Source organism: Bifidobacterium sp. LH_413 (genome assembly GCF_056357015.1).
In genome coordinates this window covers 888,435-904,663 of record NZ_JBKEVK010000001.1, presented here as the reverse complement: position 1 = coordinate 904,663, position 16,229 = coordinate 888,435, and the positions used below count along the sequence as shown (strand labels likewise).

The window sequence follows — 16,229 nt, the reverse complement described above, 5'->3', positions numbered from 1 at the left end:
AAGCGAGGGGAGTGGCGATGGACGAGGATGATCGTCGGCTTCATCTGCACGTGCGACTCGAGGATCGTACCGATCTCAATGAGGACGCCGTGCAGGGGGAACTGTTCGCCACTCCCGACGACGAGGACATCATGCGCGGCTACCGTGGCTCCATCGCATCCAAGATCGCCGGCATCACCTACCGTCAGCTCGACTATTGGGCGCGCAAGCAGATTCTGGAACCGTCGATCACGCCATCGCACGGTTCCGGATCACGCCGTCTCTACTCGTTCAAGGACGTCGTCATCCTCGCCGTGTCCAAGCGTCTGCTCGACGCCGGCGTGAACCTGCAGAACGTGACCACGGCGATCAGCTTCCTCACGCAGCGTTCCGTCGGCCAGCTCGAGCACATCACCATCATGTGCGACGGCCAGCACGTGCACGAATGCACCACCAGCGAGCAGATGCTCGACCTGCTGCAAAGCGGCAAGGCGGTGTTCGCGGTATCGGTCGGATCGCTATGGCACCAGATCAGAGTGGCGTTGGAAGGGGAGGACTACGTCGATCTGACGAAGGCCCCGGCCAAACGCTCCACAGGTCGCCCCATCGATGATCTGACCGCTGCGCGCATGCGTAGGAAGATCCAGGAGCGGCGTCTCCAGCGGGAGCAGGAGTCCGCGCGACGCTGAAGCCGTCGTATACGTAGTGGAGAATCAATCTGGCATGACTACGTTATGTCAGATTCGTTGTATTTCGGAGCCGATACCCGGTATTACGACATTCAGGGGGCCTCATGGTGGACATCCTTCCAGCGGCGCTGTGGTGCGTCGACGTGGTGCTTTCGCTCAACATCATCGTGATCTGCCTGCGTCGCGGCGGCCTGCTGCAACGGTATACGGGCGGCGTGGATCGTGTGAGCTGGCCGGTGACGATCGCGCACGTGGCATCGGCGCTGTTGGGGTTGACGCCGTATCTGGCGTTCACCTGGTTCGCCGATGGCGGGTTCGATCCGGACGTGCGTGATTTCTACGTCAGGTACGGTTGGCCGTCCGCAGCCGTGGTGATCCTGCTGATTCTCGTGCAGCTCGTATGCCTGTACCTGCAGGCGAGACGCGCGATGATGAGCGAGATGGATGCGCGGCTGCACCGCGCGAAGCGGAAGTGATCGGGGGAGCGTCCGACGGGGGCGACAATTGGGGATTGCGGCATGAATGTCGGATGATGAGGCATGCCGGGGTACACGCGTACATTGCCAATCTGACATAACGTACATTATCGGATAATTGAGAATAGATATATTGCGGTGCCTTCGCAGGCACACGCCCGCCCGTATATACCCACGGATACGCCACGCATGCCGCCTGTCGCACCCGTGGTCCCCGTTTCGCCTTTGTCGTTTCCCTATTCGTATCGTACCGATTGTGATTTACGGCGCTATATGAAACGACGCGCGTGAATATTCAGTCGACTGTATATTCGGTTGAATATTCACGCGCGCCGTCCAAATAATGAACTTACTTCGCGAAGTACTCGTTCACTGCGTCTCGCAATTCGGACACGTGGTCGATGATGCGGTAGCATCCATGTTCGGCCAGCTCGCCGGGTTCGGCGTAGCCCCAGCCGCAGCCCAGGCAATCGAGCCCGCACGCCTTGGCGCCGTCCGCATCGGTCCAACGATCGCCGACCATCAGCGCACGGTCGCCCGCGGCGGCATCGAAACCGATGTTCTCGAAGCAGTACCGGATGACCTGGTCCTTGTTGATGCGCGAGCTGTCCTTGCTGGCGCCGTAGATGCCGGACACCAGCGGCGTGACGCCGAAGCGTTCGCAGATCGGCTTGGCCTGGTACTCGGGCTTGCAGGTGGCGACAGCGAGATAGTACCCGTCCTCGTCGCGCAGCTTGATGAGCTGCTCGGCGATGCCGTCGAACAGCTTGTTGACGTAGCATCCGGAGACTTTCTCCCCCGGGTTGTTCGGATCGTCGAACACCTGCTTGTTGCCGTAGTAGTCGCGGTAGGTCTCCACGGCGAAGTCGAGCCTGTCGTCGGGCACGTGGTTGAGCGTGAGCGACGTGCTGATGGCCGGACCGACGAAGCGATGCAGCGTCTCGTCGTCGGGCACCGCCATGCCCAGCGCCTTGAACGTCTCCGTGACGGCGGCGAGGATGCCGGGTGCGGAATCGGTAAGCGTGCCGTCCAGATCGAGCAGGACCACGTTCTTCGGATGTTCGGCCATTGTCACTCCCCTTGTTGCTGTATCGGGTTTCTACGCATTATGCCCGGTCGAGTTGACCGGGCATGAAGTTCAGGTGTCGTTCACCTGCATCACTCGTAGTCGGGAATCCAACCTTCGCGATGCATCTTGAGACGCTTTTCCAGAAGCTCCTTGAGCTCCTCCTCGCTGCGGCGTTCGAGCAACATGTCCCAGTGGGTGCGGGTGGGCTTGGCGATTTCGTTGGCGGAGGCGTCCTCGCCTTCACGGTGGGCGGTGGAACCGCAACGGCACTCCCACTCGTCGGGAATCTCCGCGCCTTCCGCGAACGGCAGGATCGTGCGATGCCCGTTCGGGCAGACGTAGGCGACTTCCTCACGTGCGGCGAAATCGACGTTGCTGTCGGATTCCAGCGATTTCGCACCGATGCTCATACCACGCAGACTGCGTTCGGCCATAGTACGGGTTCCTCCTTGTTTTTCGACATATCCACATTACGCAACAGTTCGGACGTGGCGGTTATTCCATGCCCATCGCGACACCGCGTACACCGCGGGCCGGGCGCATGGCACCGGTCGTGCCCGTCAGTCGACGCCCGAGTACGCGACGACGCCGCGGTTGACCATATCCGCCGCGAGACGCGCCCGATGCGCGAGATCGGCGTGCCCCGTACCGATGTACGGTTCGGCGGACGCGATCTGGTGCAGGATGTCCACCAGACGTTTCGCGTTGCGCACGAAATCGCCGCCGGTGAGTTCGGTGCCGTGCAGCACGTCGGCGAGGTCACGGCCGTCCGCCCACTCATACATGACGTCCAGGATTCCGGCGTCGACATCGGGCAGCGGGTCGAGTCCATGATCCTCGCACGACATGTCGATCTGGTCGCGCAACGCCTTGAGCTCGCCCGCCGCGACGGCGATCGGACCATGGACGGAACCGGGATAGTACCGTGGTTCTCCCCCGCCGCCGCGTCTGGCCTCGTAGACCAGCGAGGAGAGGACCGCGGCGAGTCCCGCGGGTGGCAGCAGGTCCAGCGCGCCGGTGAGGATCGCCTGGGCGAGTACCACGTCGAGTTCGCTGTACAGGTGACGCAGCAGCTGGCCGCTTTCGGTGAGTCTCAAATCGCGACCATGCGTCGAACCGGCGTCGACCTCCTCGAGATAGCCGAGCCCGGTGAGGATGTCGCAGATGCGGTCGAACTGGCGTGCGACCGAACCGGTGCGTGAGTCGTACCGTTCCCTGACGCGTTTCAGCTCGCGCATCTCGCGCATCCAACGATGCCCCCATTTGAGGTGCTGCTGCAGGTCGGGGCACTCCCGGCACGGGTGATGCTGATCGGCCTTGCGCAGTTCGCCGATACGGCGGTCGAGATCACGGAACGCCTTGGACCGCTCCTCGTCGGAGCGGAACACGGTCCGCTTCAGCCGGTTGCGTTCGGTCTTCTCCAAATCGCTCAGTCGCATGCGCAGATTCATGAATCCGCGGAAGTCCCCATGGTCGCAGGCGAACGCCTTCTCATACCCTTCGATGGCGTGTTCGAGCGTGTCCATCTGCGATTCCAGCTGCCACGCGGAGGCGTTCGCCTCCCACTGCGCGAACGAATGGTCAAGCGTCACGCGCGAGGTCTCGTAGTCGCTGGAGTTCAGAAGATTCACCGCCATGTTGAACGTGGCTTTGAAACTGGAGTGCAGCGGGTAGACGCGCTTGCTGGACAGCGCGGCCGCCGTGGCCGGCACGAACCCATGATGGTCGACGACGATGGCATGGCCGATGGTGTCGATGCCGCGTCGTCCCGCACGGCCGGTCAACTGGGTGAACTCCCCCGGCGTCAGCGCGACGTGTCCGGTGCCGTTGAACTTCTCCAGCTTCTCCACGACGACGCAGCGGGCCGGCATGTTGATGCCCAGAGCCAGCGTCTCCGTGGCGAACACCATCTTGACGAGCCCCTCCTCGAAGAGCCGTTCGACGATCTGGCGGAACAGGGCGATCATGCCCGCATGATGCGAGGCGAAGCCTTCTTCGAGCGCGAACCGGAACCGGGAGAAGCCCAGCGCCTTGAGATCGGCCTGGGAGAGCTGCCCCTCCACCATTTCGTCCACGATGTGGCGGATGCGGTGCATCTCCTCTTCGGTGGTGAGCTCCAGACCGGCGTTGATGCACTGTTCGACCGCCTGATCGCAGCCGTTGCGGGAGAAGATGAAGTAGATGCCCGGCAGCATGTCGAGATAGTTGAGCTCGTCCACGACCGCCCAACGTCGCGGCACGTGACGTTCCGGCTTGCGTGCGGGAGCGCCGTTCCTGCCGCGCCCGCCGCGGGACTCCCCTCTGCGGCCATGCTTGCGCGGCCGCTCCTCGCCCTGGCGCCGCGCCGCGATGCGGTCGAACTGGTCGAGTCTGTTGGCGAGTTCCGGGTTGAGTTTGGGGGTCTGGTCGCCGTCGCCTCCGCGACGGTACAGGTCGATGATCTCGGGTTCGGTGCGGTCGTCCTTCTGCACGATCACATGCTGCTCCAGCGGCACGGGCCTCTTCTCGGATACGACGAGTTCGGTCTCGCCACGCACCGAGGAGATCCACTGGCTGAAATCCTCCACGTTGGACACCGTCGCGGACAACGCCACGATGCGTACCCGCTCCGGCAGGTGGATGATGACCTCCTCCCACACGGGACCGCGGAACCGGTCGGCGAGGTAATGGACCTCGTCGAGGATGACGTAGCGGAGCGCGTCGAGCGTCGTCGAATGCTCGTACAGCATATTGCGCAGGACCTCGGTGGTCATCACCACGATGTCCGCCTCCGAGTTGATGGAGGTGTCGCCGGTGAGCAGGCCGACGCGATCCGCGCCGTAGACGTCGACGAGGTCATGGTATTTCTGGTTGCTCAGCGCCTTGATCGGCGTGGTGTAGAACGCCTTGACGTTATGCTCCTGAGCGAGGAAGACGGCGAAGTCCGCGACGACGGTCTTGCCGGCTCCGGTGGGTGCGGCCACGAGCACGTTGCGGCCGGCTTCGAGGGCTTCGTTCGCCTGCTTCTGGAAATCGTCCAGTTCGAACGGCAACGTGCCGGCGAACCGTGCGGCGATCCCCGCCTGCCGCTGTTGCCGCTTACGGAACGCCGCGTATCGGGCGGCGGGCGATGATGCCCGTCCGGCGTCGTCGTTGCGGCTGACGTGGTTCGTATGGTGCTTCGAGGCCATGATCGTGTCTACAGAGCGTCCTTCCATCGCTTCCATGCCTGCACATGACGGTCACGCGTCGCCTGACGGCGCGCGATGACTTCGGCGTGGGCGTTCTCATACCGTTCGGCCGCGACCTGCAACGGCTGGGTGAAGATGGGCTTATCGTCTTCGGAGGAGATTTCGACCGGCTCTCCCATGGTGGCCAGCCGATCAGTCACCTGCTCCCCCGTGTGCGAGATGGTACGCAGGGCGGCCATGCCATGACGGAATGCATAGACGCCGCCGATGACGATCATCGCGAGCATGAACAACACCAGCAACAGCCAAACCCACCAAGGCATGGTGACTCCTTCCTCCGTCGCGCCGTCATAGCGGCATAGCGTCCGCTTCAGACCGTGTCGCCGTCATGCGTGACGACGCTCAGCTCCCTTTGCGCACGCGCGATGATCATCGAGCGAAGCGTCTCCGGGGCCACGGCCACGATATGGCGTGCATGCGCGATGCAGAACGCCACGAACCATGAATCCGAGGATACGATGAGGTCGACCTTCTCGCCGTCGCCGTAGGGCTCCACGGTGGCGCCGGGAAGGTTCTGCACGAATCCGGAGTCCTTGGCATCGGTGATGAACGTGGCGGCGGTGCCGTTGTCGAAACTCCACTTGCGAAGCTCGCTCAACGGCATCTCCGGAATGTCGAGCGCCGTGGTCGGTTCGACCAGCTTGGCCTGTTCGATGCGGGCGATGCGCAGCACCTGCCATGTGCGGGGCTTCCCGTTCGCCCTGTTGACGGCCGGGTTCCTGAGCACCAGGTTGAGTTTGTCCTCCGGGGCGGCTTTGGACACATCCGTCCAGACGGCCACGTAGTACACGCCTTCATCCACGTAGATCTTGACCGGTGCGACCAACCGGCGGCGCGTGTTGCCGGCGCCGTCCGTGTAGGTCATGTCCAGCAGCGAGTTCGCGTTGATGGCGCGCTTGACGGTGCCGAAGTTATGGGGTTCGAGCTCGTATCCGGTCAGGCTCAGCCATGGCGTCTGCCCCGGCTTGACGTGCTGATGCAGACGATGGTAGAGGTTCTCGGCCTGGGCGCGCTGCTCGTCCGGGAGCAGCGGCGAATGCGCGAGATAGCTGACCGATGCGGTCAGCATGCTCAGATACTGCGGCGAAATGCCCGCAAGACGTTCCAGACCAAGCGAGTTCGTGGCGGAGACGATGCCTTCGGCGTCCAGCAGGGACCAATCGATGTCGAAGAACTGGCTGCCCGCCATTTCGCCGTCGTCGGAGACCGTGGTGAGCGTGTTGATATCCTTGTGGATCACGTTCACGGACTTCTTGAGCTCCTCGGGCGTCTTCGCCTTGCCGATGAACCGGATGGCCAGCTCCTCGAGCGAGAACTCCTCGCCGAGATGGGCGGAGAGGAACAGCATGAGCCTCAGACGGCGGTCCACCTCGCTGCCGGTCTGGAACGAGGCCTTCTTGCCGTGGGACTTGCCGCTCTCCTTCTCATCGGGATCGGCCGCGTCCGAACCTTCCCGGGATTCTGCCGCGATGGAGCCGTCGCGCATCACATCCTCGACGGAACGCATGTCCTCCGCGGCCTTGAGACGGCGGTGGAACGCGTCTGCGGCCTCCTGCGGGCTCACGATGGAGGCTCCCGGATGCTCCAGCACATACATCGCCAAATCATCGGAATCGGTGTACGCGACGTTGATGTGCTCGCCGTCCACATCGATGGTGGCGGCGAAGCGACGGGAGTCGATGACCTTCACCAGCGCGTCCGGGATGGTCTGCGTGCCGAGGCCCGGGGCGATCGAATCGAGTCCGAGGCCGGGAATCGGGGTCTGCGGCACGCGTGGAGCCGTGCGCGAGGCGTGGGCGTTGCCGGACTGCTGCTCGTGGTCGCTCGACATGGACATGGAGCGGGCGAGATAGTTGGCCGCCGCGAGCACCGACATGTCCTCCGGCTCGAACCTCAGACGAATCCGAGGTTCGTCGCCGAGCTGGAGACGATACGAGGCGAAGTCCTGCCCCTCCGATTTGGAGGAGTATTCGGGCTGACGGGACTCGATGGCGATGCCCATGGCGGCCAGCTTCGCACGGTCGCGTTGGAACTGCTTCGCGAATGCCGCCTTCGCCGCCTGATCGGCCAACTCGCCGTACGAGTCGGCATACGCCTTCACGCGCTGTGCGATCTGACGTGAGGTGAGCCATTGCGGGAACGCGGATGACAACACGGCCAACACGTCAAGCTCATGCTTGCCCCACTTGTCGGAAAAACGCCGCCTCCCGGTGCTACCCTCTGCCATTAGTCCTCACGTATCGTTAAGGTTAATTCTCAACTGCGCTTCTTGAGCGCAACCTCCATCTATATTACGGTGTTTTTTTCGGAGCCGTCGGCTTTTCGCCAAAATTGGCTCCGTTTTTTGTGTTTTAGATCCAGTCGTCGGGTTCGATGCCCTGGGGACCCACGTATTCGCCGTTCGGCACGTAACGGGCCTCGCCCTTGTCCTCGAGCTTGGCGTCGGCGAACATGATGATGTCCCGGCCGAACGTCCAGTCGCCCTCGATGGTCACCGAATTGGCGGCGGCGAGGGACGGCACGTTGTACGGGAAGCGCTCGTCGAAGTCGTGGATGTTCTTGTAGTAGCGCGGGTCGAGCGTGACGTTCGGGAAGATGTAGTTGCCGTCTTCCATCTCATACGTATCCGTCAGGTGGAATCGATCGGATCGCATGATGAACAGGTCGTCGGTGGTCTTGACCGGCAGGAAGCGCATGCGGTCGACCTGCACGCAGATGGCGCCGTCGAACAGGCCGATGGCGGCACCCATGGCGGTCTCCAGCTGCAGGACGGGCGTCGTCGACGAATCCGTCGGGTCGACGGTCTTGTGGTTGAGGATCACCGGAAGCGGCAGTACGCCGTCATGCTCGGCCAGCATCGCCTTCAGCGCGCTGACGCGCACCCAGATCGAATTGGTGTTGAAGTACGGGTGCTTGTCGATGTTCTGTGCGTCCTTCTTGTCCTCGGGACGCACCTGGCTCATCTCGCGTAGCATGAGACGGCCGGTCTTGCGGTCGCGGACGATGTGGCCGCCCTTGCGGTCGGCCTCGGTGCGGCGGGCCACCTCGACCATGAACGGCGCGCCCGAATCCTCGAAGTACTGCGCCAGCGTGCGGGACGGGCGGGCGCCGAGATTGTCGGAGTTCGAGATGAACAGGTATTCGAATCCGTGCTCCTCCAGCTTGTCGAGCAGGCCGGACTCCCAGATGGTGGAGTACAGGTCGCCGTGTCCCGGCGGGCACCATTCGAGATCAGGGTTCTGCGGGAACGAGACCGGCTCGCCGGTGGCCAGGTCGATTTTCGGCTCCACGTGCTGCACGATCTCCATCGGGATGTCCTCCTGATGGAACTTGCGGTTGTGGTGCAGCACCTTCATCGTATCCGCCGAGGTGCGGAAGGAGTTCATCAGGGTGAGCGGCAGCTCGACGTCCAGACGGCTGCGCGCGGTGAGCACCTGGCCGAGGATGATGTCGATGAAGCGCATCTGCTTGGCCTTGTGGCGGCGCACGGGCAGCAGCGACTTCGCGCAGTCGAGGCCCATCGACGTGCCGAGGCCGCCGTTGAGCTTGAGGAACGCGGTCTTGGCGAAGGCTCCGATGGCCTTGTCGTGATCGATCGTGTCGTAGATATCGTGGAAGCTCGGGACGCCGGTGAGAGGTTCGACATCGGCCTCCTTGATCCAGGTGGCTCCCTCGTCGTTGCGCCACACATCGTACAGATGCCTGAACTGGCTGATGGCCATTTCGCTCATGCCGTGATCGCGCATCTTCGCGGCGGACTTATCGAAAACGTCTGACAACTATCTCTCCTTTACGACTATTCGATAGACGACCAGTGTACCGGATATTGGAAGAACGCCATCGTCATGCCGGAAAACATGGCGTGTAGAAATGGTGAACGATAGGATGAAATCGGCGGAAACAAGCGCTTTCACACGCCGCTTCCGCCGGATTCGCACCAATCACGCCCTCGGGACGACGTCATATCGCCGCGGCGGCGAGGACCCCGGTGGCGGAGCTCGCCGACAGTCCCACGATGATGATCACGATGACGAGGATGATGTACAGGACGACGAACGCGGCCCATACAATGACCGACACGAGCGCGCCCTTGCCCGCTTTCGCCGCATCCAATGGGCGCGTGTCCTTCCAGACCAGCCAAAGGATGAGACCGGCGACGGGGACGAAGAATCCTAGGACCGCCCATCCGAACGAACCGCTGTCCGCGGGGTCCGTGTAAACGGGCCGCGGGTAGCCGTAGGGTGCCCCATACGGCGGCGCAGGCTGCTGGGCGTACGGGTACGCCATCTGCGGCTGGGGTTGTTGTGCCGCATATCCATATCCGGGCTGTCCGGATACGGATTGCTGAGGGTGCTCCCCCGTCGTCGTGTAGGATTGCCATTCGGCGTCAGGAGGGACGTACGACTGTTGCGTGTACGCGTCGTATGCGCTCCGTTCCACGGCGGAGGACTCGGACTGCGGAATCTCTGTTTCAGGCTGCTGCGCCTGAGGTGCTGTCTGGTTCGGCTCTGACATGACAGACTCCCTTCGTTTGTCCAAGGATATTCCCTGCGCCGCGGATGATGCAAGCGCTCGGAGGATGATGGCGGCGTGTTGCGTGACGACACGCCCGCGATATGAGGCGTGTCGGTGGCGGGCCCCACCTTGGCCTATAACCTCCATCGTTCCAAGAGAGAGCGGGTGACATGTCGTGGAATACAAAAAGTCCGGAATCGTTGAGATTCCGGACCATCTGGTCGGACCAGCGGGATTTGAACCCGCGACCCCTTGACCCCCAGTCAAGTGCGCTACCAAACTGCGCTATGGTCCGATGTTGCATTTGCAACAGTCGAATAATTTACCAGATGGCTACGGAAACGCAAATCGGCGTGTCTTCTTCGTATCGAGCCAACCGGAACGGCCGGATTCGTCAGAACAGGATGGCAGCACCCATAAGCAGTAAAGCGATCGCGGGGAATGCGAATTGCTTGATCGCAGCACTCCGTTTGTCGGGGCTGCCGGCGAACAATACCAATGCAGCGAGAGCCATGGATGCGGTCCCGGCGGTTATCAGAGCCGCTCCTGCAACATGGTATCCGGACAGCGACAATGCCGATCCCACTATGGCCATGACGCCGAGGAAAAGATTGTAGAAGCCCTGATTGTACGCCATCTCCTTCGTGGCCTCGGCCTCTTGAACGGATCGAATGGAGAAAATCTCCATCGTCTTCGGTTCCGTCCAATGGAACGATTCCAGAATGAAGATGACGACATGGAGCAATCCTGCGAAAATCGCGAAGATACAGGCGGCAACGAGCATGTGAGCGGTCCTTTCGGTGCAACGACGAATGAGCGGAGCGGCCCTGAATCGCCGCTGGAGGATGCGCATTCAGGGTCCGGGACACACTTTACCGTCGCAATGCCCCGCACGAGACTCAGTGAAGCCGTAGCCGCGCGAGCAGGAAACGCTTTATCTGTTTATGCGGTGTTCACGAAACGATAGGGCATCAACAGGCGGGGCGTTGGGAGGAGTTGGATACACCCCCAACACATCAGGAATTCAATGGAAAGTCGCGAGAGACACCCTTCGGTACGCTACGGTGCTTGTTGACAGCCCGTACGTAGACGCGTTCTCTGCTATCGACGGCATATGCCGTGTCTTGCCAGCTAGCTTGCTGGCAAGACACGGCCCGCATGCAATCTATGGAGTATGGGGGGTAGACGAGTCGTTACCGGTGTCTAAGGGCGAAATCCCGTACGAGTTCAGGAACTGTTAGCTGGTGCATTGTTCATGCAACGAGATGGGGATGGCAGGAGCATCGAATGGCAAAGCAAGCCGAAGAAGAGGCTTCTGCTGTTTTCGTGGGTTAGGTTCTTGGTTGTGGTAGTCGTATGTTGAGTCCGCCGCATCGGAGCATGATCAGGGCGATGAGGTTGGCGACGTGGTGGAAGCCGTAGCCATACGGATGGCGACCTTGATCCTGTTGTTGAACGCCTCGAGCCTGGCGCTGGAATAGCCCAGCCGGATGGTTCTGAGGATGTCGGGCCGGCGTCGCCGGATCTTCTTGGAGAGTTCGACGATTTCGGGAATGCGGCTGTAGGACGCCCAGAACACCCAGTGGTCCAGCTCTCCCCGGGCCTGTCCGATTGGGTGTCCGAGCAGGGTCCTCAGCAGTTCCTTGAGCTGCCAGGTGCGGTAGAGCTGGCCTTTCGGGTCCGTGTTCCCGATGCCGTCGAGCGTCTCGTTCTGTTTGCCGGTCAGGCCGTCGGGGTTCTTCAGGACCGCGTATTTGACGCCGCGCATGCGTCTGGCCGCCTCCTCGTCGCCGTTGCGCCTCGCATGGTTCCACAAGCGTTTGCGGCCCCTGTCGAGCGCGCCGGTCATCCAGCCGACGATGTGGAATCCGTCGAGCACGCGCTCCGCCTGCGGACATCACTCGTCGACGCATGAGTCGATCCAGCGGGCGCCGTCCCCGGTGACGACCCGGATGGAGGCGCGCTGTTCGGGTGTGAGTGCCTTGAAGAACCGGCCGAACACGTCCTTGCCGTACCCGTCGTGCGTCCAGATGACGCGGTGGCGTTCGTGGTCGACGACGGTGATGTACGTGTGGCCTTTGCAGTAGCTGGTCTCGTCCACGCCGATCGCGCGCAGGCCGTCGAACGGGCACAGCATCGACGTCCTCAACCGCTCGGCGACCTTGCGGGCGATGTTGCCCGCGGTTTTCCACGCCACGTGCAGGAAACCGCTGACCGTCTTCTGGTTGGCGGCGCTCATCAGCCACGCGCACTCCGACTCGAAATCGCGCGTGAACCGGCTGCCGGGCTCCGCCCATGGTACTTGGGCGACCACGATCCCGCATTCCGGGCAGTCCACGCGGGGCATGTCGGCGACCAGCTCCACCTGCCAGCAGCCGAAATCCTGATGACGCCAACGGCGGGCACCGCCGCCCCGGTCATAACCGCAGCGGCGTTTGCCGCAGCGAGAGCATCGGAGCATGCCTGCATGCGGGCGCACATGGACCTCGAGCACGGGCTCGGGGCGCAGGGGCGAGTCGACGATCCGCGCGTCCTCGACGACCGTGTTTTTGACGTTCAGTAGTCGGGTGAATAAGCTCTTGTCTAGGCGTTTTCCGTGGTTCATTTCTTTGGTCGGGAAGCAGAATGCGCGGGAACGCCCCTCACACTTACACACTCAACGGCTCAACGACGAACCACTACCCACAAAACAGCAATAGCGCCCCAAATTACCATTGAGATGCTTCAATGGCGCTCATATTGAGTATTCTAGAGTATTTTGCCTTGATGTTATTTCCGCAGGCTTCTTTAAGCTCTTGATGTAAAGCCTGTGTGGATAAAATATTTGATACTGTTTTTTTTCATATCAAAAAGAACGGTCCATGCATTTTCTTCATCTTTGACAGAATGGTCCGCCATATTATAAATAGATCCGTAAGTATATTTGATTAAATCATCGAAAAATCTTTCTTCTGCATTATTGCTATCTCTCTCCTTAAAGGAGCCGACAGCACAGTCAATATAATTGCATAATGTATCGAAACAAAACTAATTTCTTTTTTTCTGTAACTAAGTTCTTTTTTACTGTCGCCGTTTATTTCTATTTGAAACCTCCCAAAATCGGTATACATCTCAATCAGTATATACAGTACGCCAAATACATTCGATGGAGTATATGAATTCTTTTCCTCATCCACATTGGAAATCTGTGCAATAAAATCTTGCCTCAAATCATCATTGAGAAACATTACATCCATGAACTTGAAGAAAGAATAATTTTCATTCCATGATCGAATCATTAAGCCATCTCCAGAAAAGAAGGAGTTGGCGATAAAAGACCAGACAGAGGGGGAAATGGGATCGGTCTGAGAGTTTGGTCCTTGATAGTTCTTAATATCTCTTAGTGTCCGTTTGCGAAGCGTTCGACCAAGTGACGGGCACAATGACCATGCAACCGTCCGGGCCCAGACATGCTGGATAACCAACAATCCATCTGGCTCGTCTATTCTTGTATCGACGGTTACACTGTCCAGATTATCATCTTGCAGCGCAGATATCGCATCTTCAATATATATAGAATTTGTCTTATTTAGAACATTGACAAGGAATATAGGTAAACTTCCATGCATCCAGTAATCTTTGTGTCTGCCTACAGGAATATCTTGAGGCTTATCTCTTTCCGAAGATGACTTAAGTTGGAATCCGGCCAAAAGGCTTGTGGCTACAGGAGTATATCTAGTGCTTGTGGGAGTGAGTTCTGATGGCGGCAATGATGCTATGCCAATCACATCGACGCCATTGTCGTTTTCCAGTGGCCAATCAAATGGTGTAAAATTATGCCCCAGTAGGTATCTCTTAAAGAGAAGAACCCCTTGTTGTTCGGATATTATGTTACGTCTTGCTGAATTATATTGAATTGACATATTACTCCTTTTTTTTAATTACACCACGGTAGTGTTTCATATTTATTTCGTTGCTGCTGCGTATGTTGAAGCGTCTTGAATAGGCCAACTAGCTGCTGCGCGTGAACATCAACGGCGCGGCATTGTCCCGCACGCTCGCGAACGAGCTTCGCAAGCGTGCGTGTCCAACACCGGCGGGCGTCTCTTCCCGGAGATCCCGCTGAGCTTTAACGGCTCTTCACATTTTGGTATGTAGGAGTGGGTTTGTCGGGCTTGTCCGAATCCGGGCTTCTCTTTCTCGCTTGGCAGGGGTACATCCTCACCGCTCCGGACATCCACCTGCGTTACGAGGGGTACTTGATTAAGGCTTATCCGAGGAGCAGGCGCCGCAACGGCCGTAATGTACCTCGATGCGGCACCCCCAGGCACCCCTCATACGCCAGTTGCCTCCGGAGAACGACGGGAAGGTACCCCTGCCAAACGGGAATGCGACGGAATGACGACCGGTCACTCCCGACCTGCCGCTGCCCACTCCGGATTGGCGGGCACGCTGGACGGCATCCGCGCGTGCACGAGCACCACCGTGGAAGGCCAGTACGTGAATGCGAACAATTCTAACCGGCCTTACACGGCATGATGTGGAACACCGTGTTTCGCTTCCCGCGATTTTGCGGGTGGGGCTCTCGACGGTTGCTGAATCATCATCAGCGATGACAAAGCATCCCCGTACCACGTGGTTGGCCATCCAGTTCCACCGACGGCGGCACGGGGTTGACTGCATGGGACATGAGCATCGAAGCTACATATACAGAAGACTGATGGAAAGGCTCCCTGCGCTCCAGAGCCGATAACGGGTTCGAGAGGTAAGGAAGCCTTGCTCATCCAATATACTGAAAAGCTGAACTATGCCGAAGGGCAAAGTCAGGTTCCATAGCTCCGGCGCGCTGGATGTACTTTAACAGTGTGGGCGTGCACAATGACATCGAACGGTGCGCCGAAACCGTGCCGAAACAGCCCACCCTAGAACCGCTGGGCCACGTGCGCGACCAGCGGCAGCATCGCGACAGCCAGAACGAGCGTCATCGCCAGGACCGCTCCCGCCGGGTAGACGTTGTACGCCCAGCCGTACGCAATCTGTCCGAGGGGCTGGGCGCACATGCTCGCGGAGAGCGCGAGCGACATCACCTTGCCGGTCATGTCCTCAGGGCAGCCCAGCTGGATTGCCGGCACGGCGATGAGATTCGCGAGGGTGATGGCGACCATGGTCCCGCAGGTGCTCGCCGTGAGTACCGCGAGGCGCACTCCCCCGCCTGCGGGAAGCATCATGACGAGCGTCTGCGGCAGGATGGTGAGCGAGAACGCGGCGATCGACGTCGGGAATCGCCGCATGGAAAGCGACTTCGCGATCCGTCCGCCGACGAGCGCACCGAGCAGACCGGATACTCCCACGAGACCGTATGCAAGACCGTACGCCGTGGAGCCGAAGCCCAGCACGGTCCGCACCATGTAGGGGAAGCCGACCTCCGCGTACCCCGTCACCAGGAAGTTGAGCGCTGCGCAGATCAGCACCAGGTGCAGCACATGAGGGCGTTCGCGGGTGAGGAAACGTCCGGCCGCGCGCAGATCGTCCAAAGCCGAGGCACGCCCACCGTCCGCGCGTGCGGGGGCACCGAGCCGGATGAAGCACTCCACGACGGCGGCCGTGCCGAACCCCACGATCGTGATGCCCATCATGGGCATCACGCCCACCGCCGCGTAGAGCACGCCGCCAAGTACGGCCGGCACGAGCGTGCTCGTCTGGTTCACCACGTTCACCACAGCCATCGCGCGCCGCATCACGTCCTCGCCATGGGAGCGGAACATCTGCGGCAGCGCCGCCTGCACCGTAGGCGTCTCCATGGCATCGAGCACGGCGAGCACCACCTGCATCACGGCGATTGCCCCCAGATTGAATCCGATGACCGAGAAGACCGCCGCGCAGGCAATCACCGTCACGGCGGAGAGCGCGTCGAGCATCACCATGACGGTCCGGCGGTTCGTGCGGTCCGCCACCACGCCACCAAGGGGCGAGAGCAGGATCGTGGGCAGGATGCTCGCGGTGAGGATGGAAGCGAACGCCGCCGCCGAGCCGGTCTCGTCAAGCACCCACATGGACATGGCGAACCGCAGCATGAGGTTGGCGAAGAGCGATATGCCGAGACCCGCGACAAGCAGATAGAAGTTGCGTACGTGAAGGGGGTCCGCGGCTTGGTCCCTTTGCGGTCGGATCGGGTATTTGGATACGTTCGTCATTGCGGATTCCTTTCCTGTGGATGAGTTATGACCATCTATTCAGACCGACCGTCGGTCTGTTGTGGTGACGAGAATGCCCGTGGCAAAAGGCGTGAAAA

Annotated in this window: 11 protein-coding genes, 1 tRNA gene and 3 pseudogenes; 2 read left to right on the top strand and 13 right to left on the bottom strand. The window is 60.5% G+C overall.

Annotated elements, in window-relative coordinates; all coding sequences use genetic code 11:
* Nucleotides 1-17: 17 nt before the first annotated feature.
* Nucleotides 18-668: a MerR family transcriptional regulator gene (locus tag AC1AYN_RS03640; protein ID WP_476501696.1), complete on the top strand. Its 651-nt coding sequence runs from the start codon at nucleotides 18-20 to the stop codon at nucleotides 666-668.
* Between the two features lie 104 nt (nucleotides 669-772).
* Nucleotides 773-1,144, top strand: coding sequence for a hypothetical protein (locus AC1AYN_RS03635; RefSeq protein ID WP_476532148.1), 372 nt, complete (start codon nucleotides 773-775; stop codon nucleotides 1,142-1,144).
* A 349-nt stretch (nucleotides 1,145-1,493) separates the two neighbouring features.
* On the opposite strand, the gene AC1AYN_RS03630 is transcribed toward AC1AYN_RS03635, so the two are convergent.
* The 13 genes and pseudogenes from AC1AYN_RS03630 to AC1AYN_RS03570 all read right to left on the bottom strand — a co-directional run bounded on the left by AC1AYN_RS03630 (nucleotide 1,494) and on the right by AC1AYN_RS03570 (nucleotide 16,131).
* Nucleotides 1,494-2,213: an HAD hydrolase-like protein gene (locus AC1AYN_RS03630; protein WP_476501698.1), complete on the bottom strand. Its 720-nt coding sequence runs from the start codon at nucleotides 2,211-2,213 to the stop codon at nucleotides 1,494-1,496.
* An 89-nt stretch (nucleotides 2,214-2,302) separates the two neighbouring features.
* Nucleotides 2,303-2,647 (bottom strand): RNA polymerase-binding protein RbpA, encoded by a 345-nt coding sequence (locus tag AC1AYN_RS03625; RefSeq protein WP_034528258.1) that lies wholly within the window; start codon nucleotides 2,645-2,647, stop codon nucleotides 2,303-2,305.
* 126 nt (nucleotides 2,648-2,773) lie between these two features.
* Complete coding sequence (locus AC1AYN_RS03620; RefSeq protein WP_476532323.1) at nucleotides 2,774-5,383, bottom strand: DEAD/DEAH box helicase; 2,610 nt, start codon at nucleotides 5,381-5,383, stop codon at nucleotides 2,774-2,776.
* Nucleotides 5,384-5,391: 8 nt separating this feature from the next.
* A complete protein-coding gene (locus tag AC1AYN_RS03615; protein WP_476532146.1) occupies nucleotides 5,392-5,706 on the bottom strand; it encodes a hypothetical protein in 315 nt (104 codons plus the stop codon).
* A gap of 47 nt (nucleotides 5,707-5,753) precedes the next feature.
* Nucleotides 5,754-6,869, bottom strand: a pseudogene (locus tag AC1AYN_RS03610) (helix-turn-helix transcriptional regulator); the annotation flags it as partial.
* Between the two features lie 86 nt (nucleotides 6,870-6,955).
* Nucleotides 6,956-7,670, bottom strand: a pseudogene (locus tag AC1AYN_RS03605) (helix-turn-helix transcriptional regulator); the annotation flags it as partial.
* Between the two features lie 124 nt (nucleotides 7,671-7,794).
* The gene (locus AC1AYN_RS03600; RefSeq protein ID WP_476532322.1) at nucleotides 7,795-9,189 is read right to left on the bottom strand and encodes a UTP--glucose-1-phosphate uridylyltransferase; all 1,395 of its coding nucleotides are present in this window, start codon (nucleotides 9,187-9,189) and stop codon (nucleotides 7,795-7,797) included.
* Nucleotides 9,190-9,403: 214 nt separating this feature from the next.
* On the bottom strand, nucleotides 9,404-9,958 hold the full coding sequence (locus AC1AYN_RS03595; RefSeq protein WP_476532144.1) for a PLD nuclease N-terminal domain-containing protein: 555 nt from the start codon (nucleotides 9,956-9,958) through the stop codon (nucleotides 9,404-9,406).
* A gap of 218 nt (nucleotides 9,959-10,176) precedes the next feature.
* A tRNA-Pro gene (locus AC1AYN_RS03590) sits at nucleotides 10,177-10,253 on the bottom strand.
* Between the two features lie 99 nt (nucleotides 10,254-10,352).
* Entirely contained in the window at nucleotides 10,353-10,742 is a 390-nt protein-coding gene (locus tag AC1AYN_RS03585) for a DUF1304 domain-containing protein (protein WP_476532142.1), read from the bottom strand.
* 600 nt (nucleotides 10,743-11,342) lie between these two features.
* Nucleotides 11,343-12,419: pseudogene (locus tag AC1AYN_RS03580) on the bottom strand (ISL3 family transposase).
* Between the two features lie 466 nt (nucleotides 12,420-12,885).
* Entirely contained in the window at nucleotides 12,886-13,860 is a 975-nt protein-coding gene (locus tag AC1AYN_RS03575; RefSeq protein WP_476532140.1) for a hypothetical protein, read from the bottom strand.
* Nucleotides 13,861-14,859: 999 nt separating this feature from the next.
* The gene (locus AC1AYN_RS03570) at nucleotides 14,860-16,131 is read right to left on the bottom strand and encodes an MFS transporter (protein ID WP_476532138.1); all 1,272 of its coding nucleotides are present in this window, start codon (nucleotides 16,129-16,131) and stop codon (nucleotides 14,860-14,862) included.
* Nucleotides 16,132-16,229 lie beyond the last annotated feature (98 nt).

Bases quoted from the DNA above. Each gene is read 5' to 3' on its own strand.
- AC1AYN_RS03640 (WP_476501696.1), top strand. From the start codon at position 18: ATGGACGAGGATGATCGTCGGCTTCATCTGCACGTGCGACTCGAGGAT.
- AC1AYN_RS03635 (WP_476532148.1), top strand. From the start codon at position 773: ATGGTGGACATCCTTCCAGCGGCGCTGTGGTGCGTCGACGTGGTGCTT.
- AC1AYN_RS03630 (WP_476501698.1), bottom strand. From the start codon at position 2,213: ATGGCCGAACATCCGAAGAACGTGGTCCTGCTCGATCTGGACGGCACG.
- AC1AYN_RS03625 (WP_034528258.1), bottom strand. From the start codon at position 2,647: ATGGCCGAACGCAGTCTGCGTGGTATGAGCATCGGTGCGAAATCGCTG.
- AC1AYN_RS03620 (WP_476532323.1), bottom strand. From the start codon at position 5,383: ATGGCCTCGAAGCACCATACGAACCACGTCAGCCGCAACGACGACGCC.
- AC1AYN_RS03615 (WP_476532146.1), bottom strand. From the start codon at position 5,706: ATGCCTTGGTGGGTTTGGCTGTTGCTGGTGTTGTTCATGCTCGCGATG.
- AC1AYN_RS03600 (WP_476532322.1), bottom strand. From the start codon at position 9,189: ATGCGCGATCACGGCATGAGCGAAATGGCCATCAGCCAGTTCAGGCAT.
- AC1AYN_RS03595 (WP_476532144.1), bottom strand. From the start codon at position 9,958: ATGTCAGAGCCGAACCAGACAGCACCTCAGGCGCAGCAGCCTGAAACA.
- AC1AYN_RS03585 (WP_476532142.1), bottom strand. From the start codon at position 10,742: ATGCTCGTTGCCGCCTGTATCTTCGCGATTTTCGCAGGATTGCTCCAT.
- AC1AYN_RS03575 (WP_476532140.1), bottom strand. From the start codon at position 13,860: ATGTCAATTCAATATAATTCAGCAAGACGTAACATAATATCCGAACAA.
- AC1AYN_RS03570 (WP_476532138.1), bottom strand. From the start codon at position 16,131: ATGACGAACGTATCCAAATACCCGATCCGACCGCAAAGGGACCAAGCC.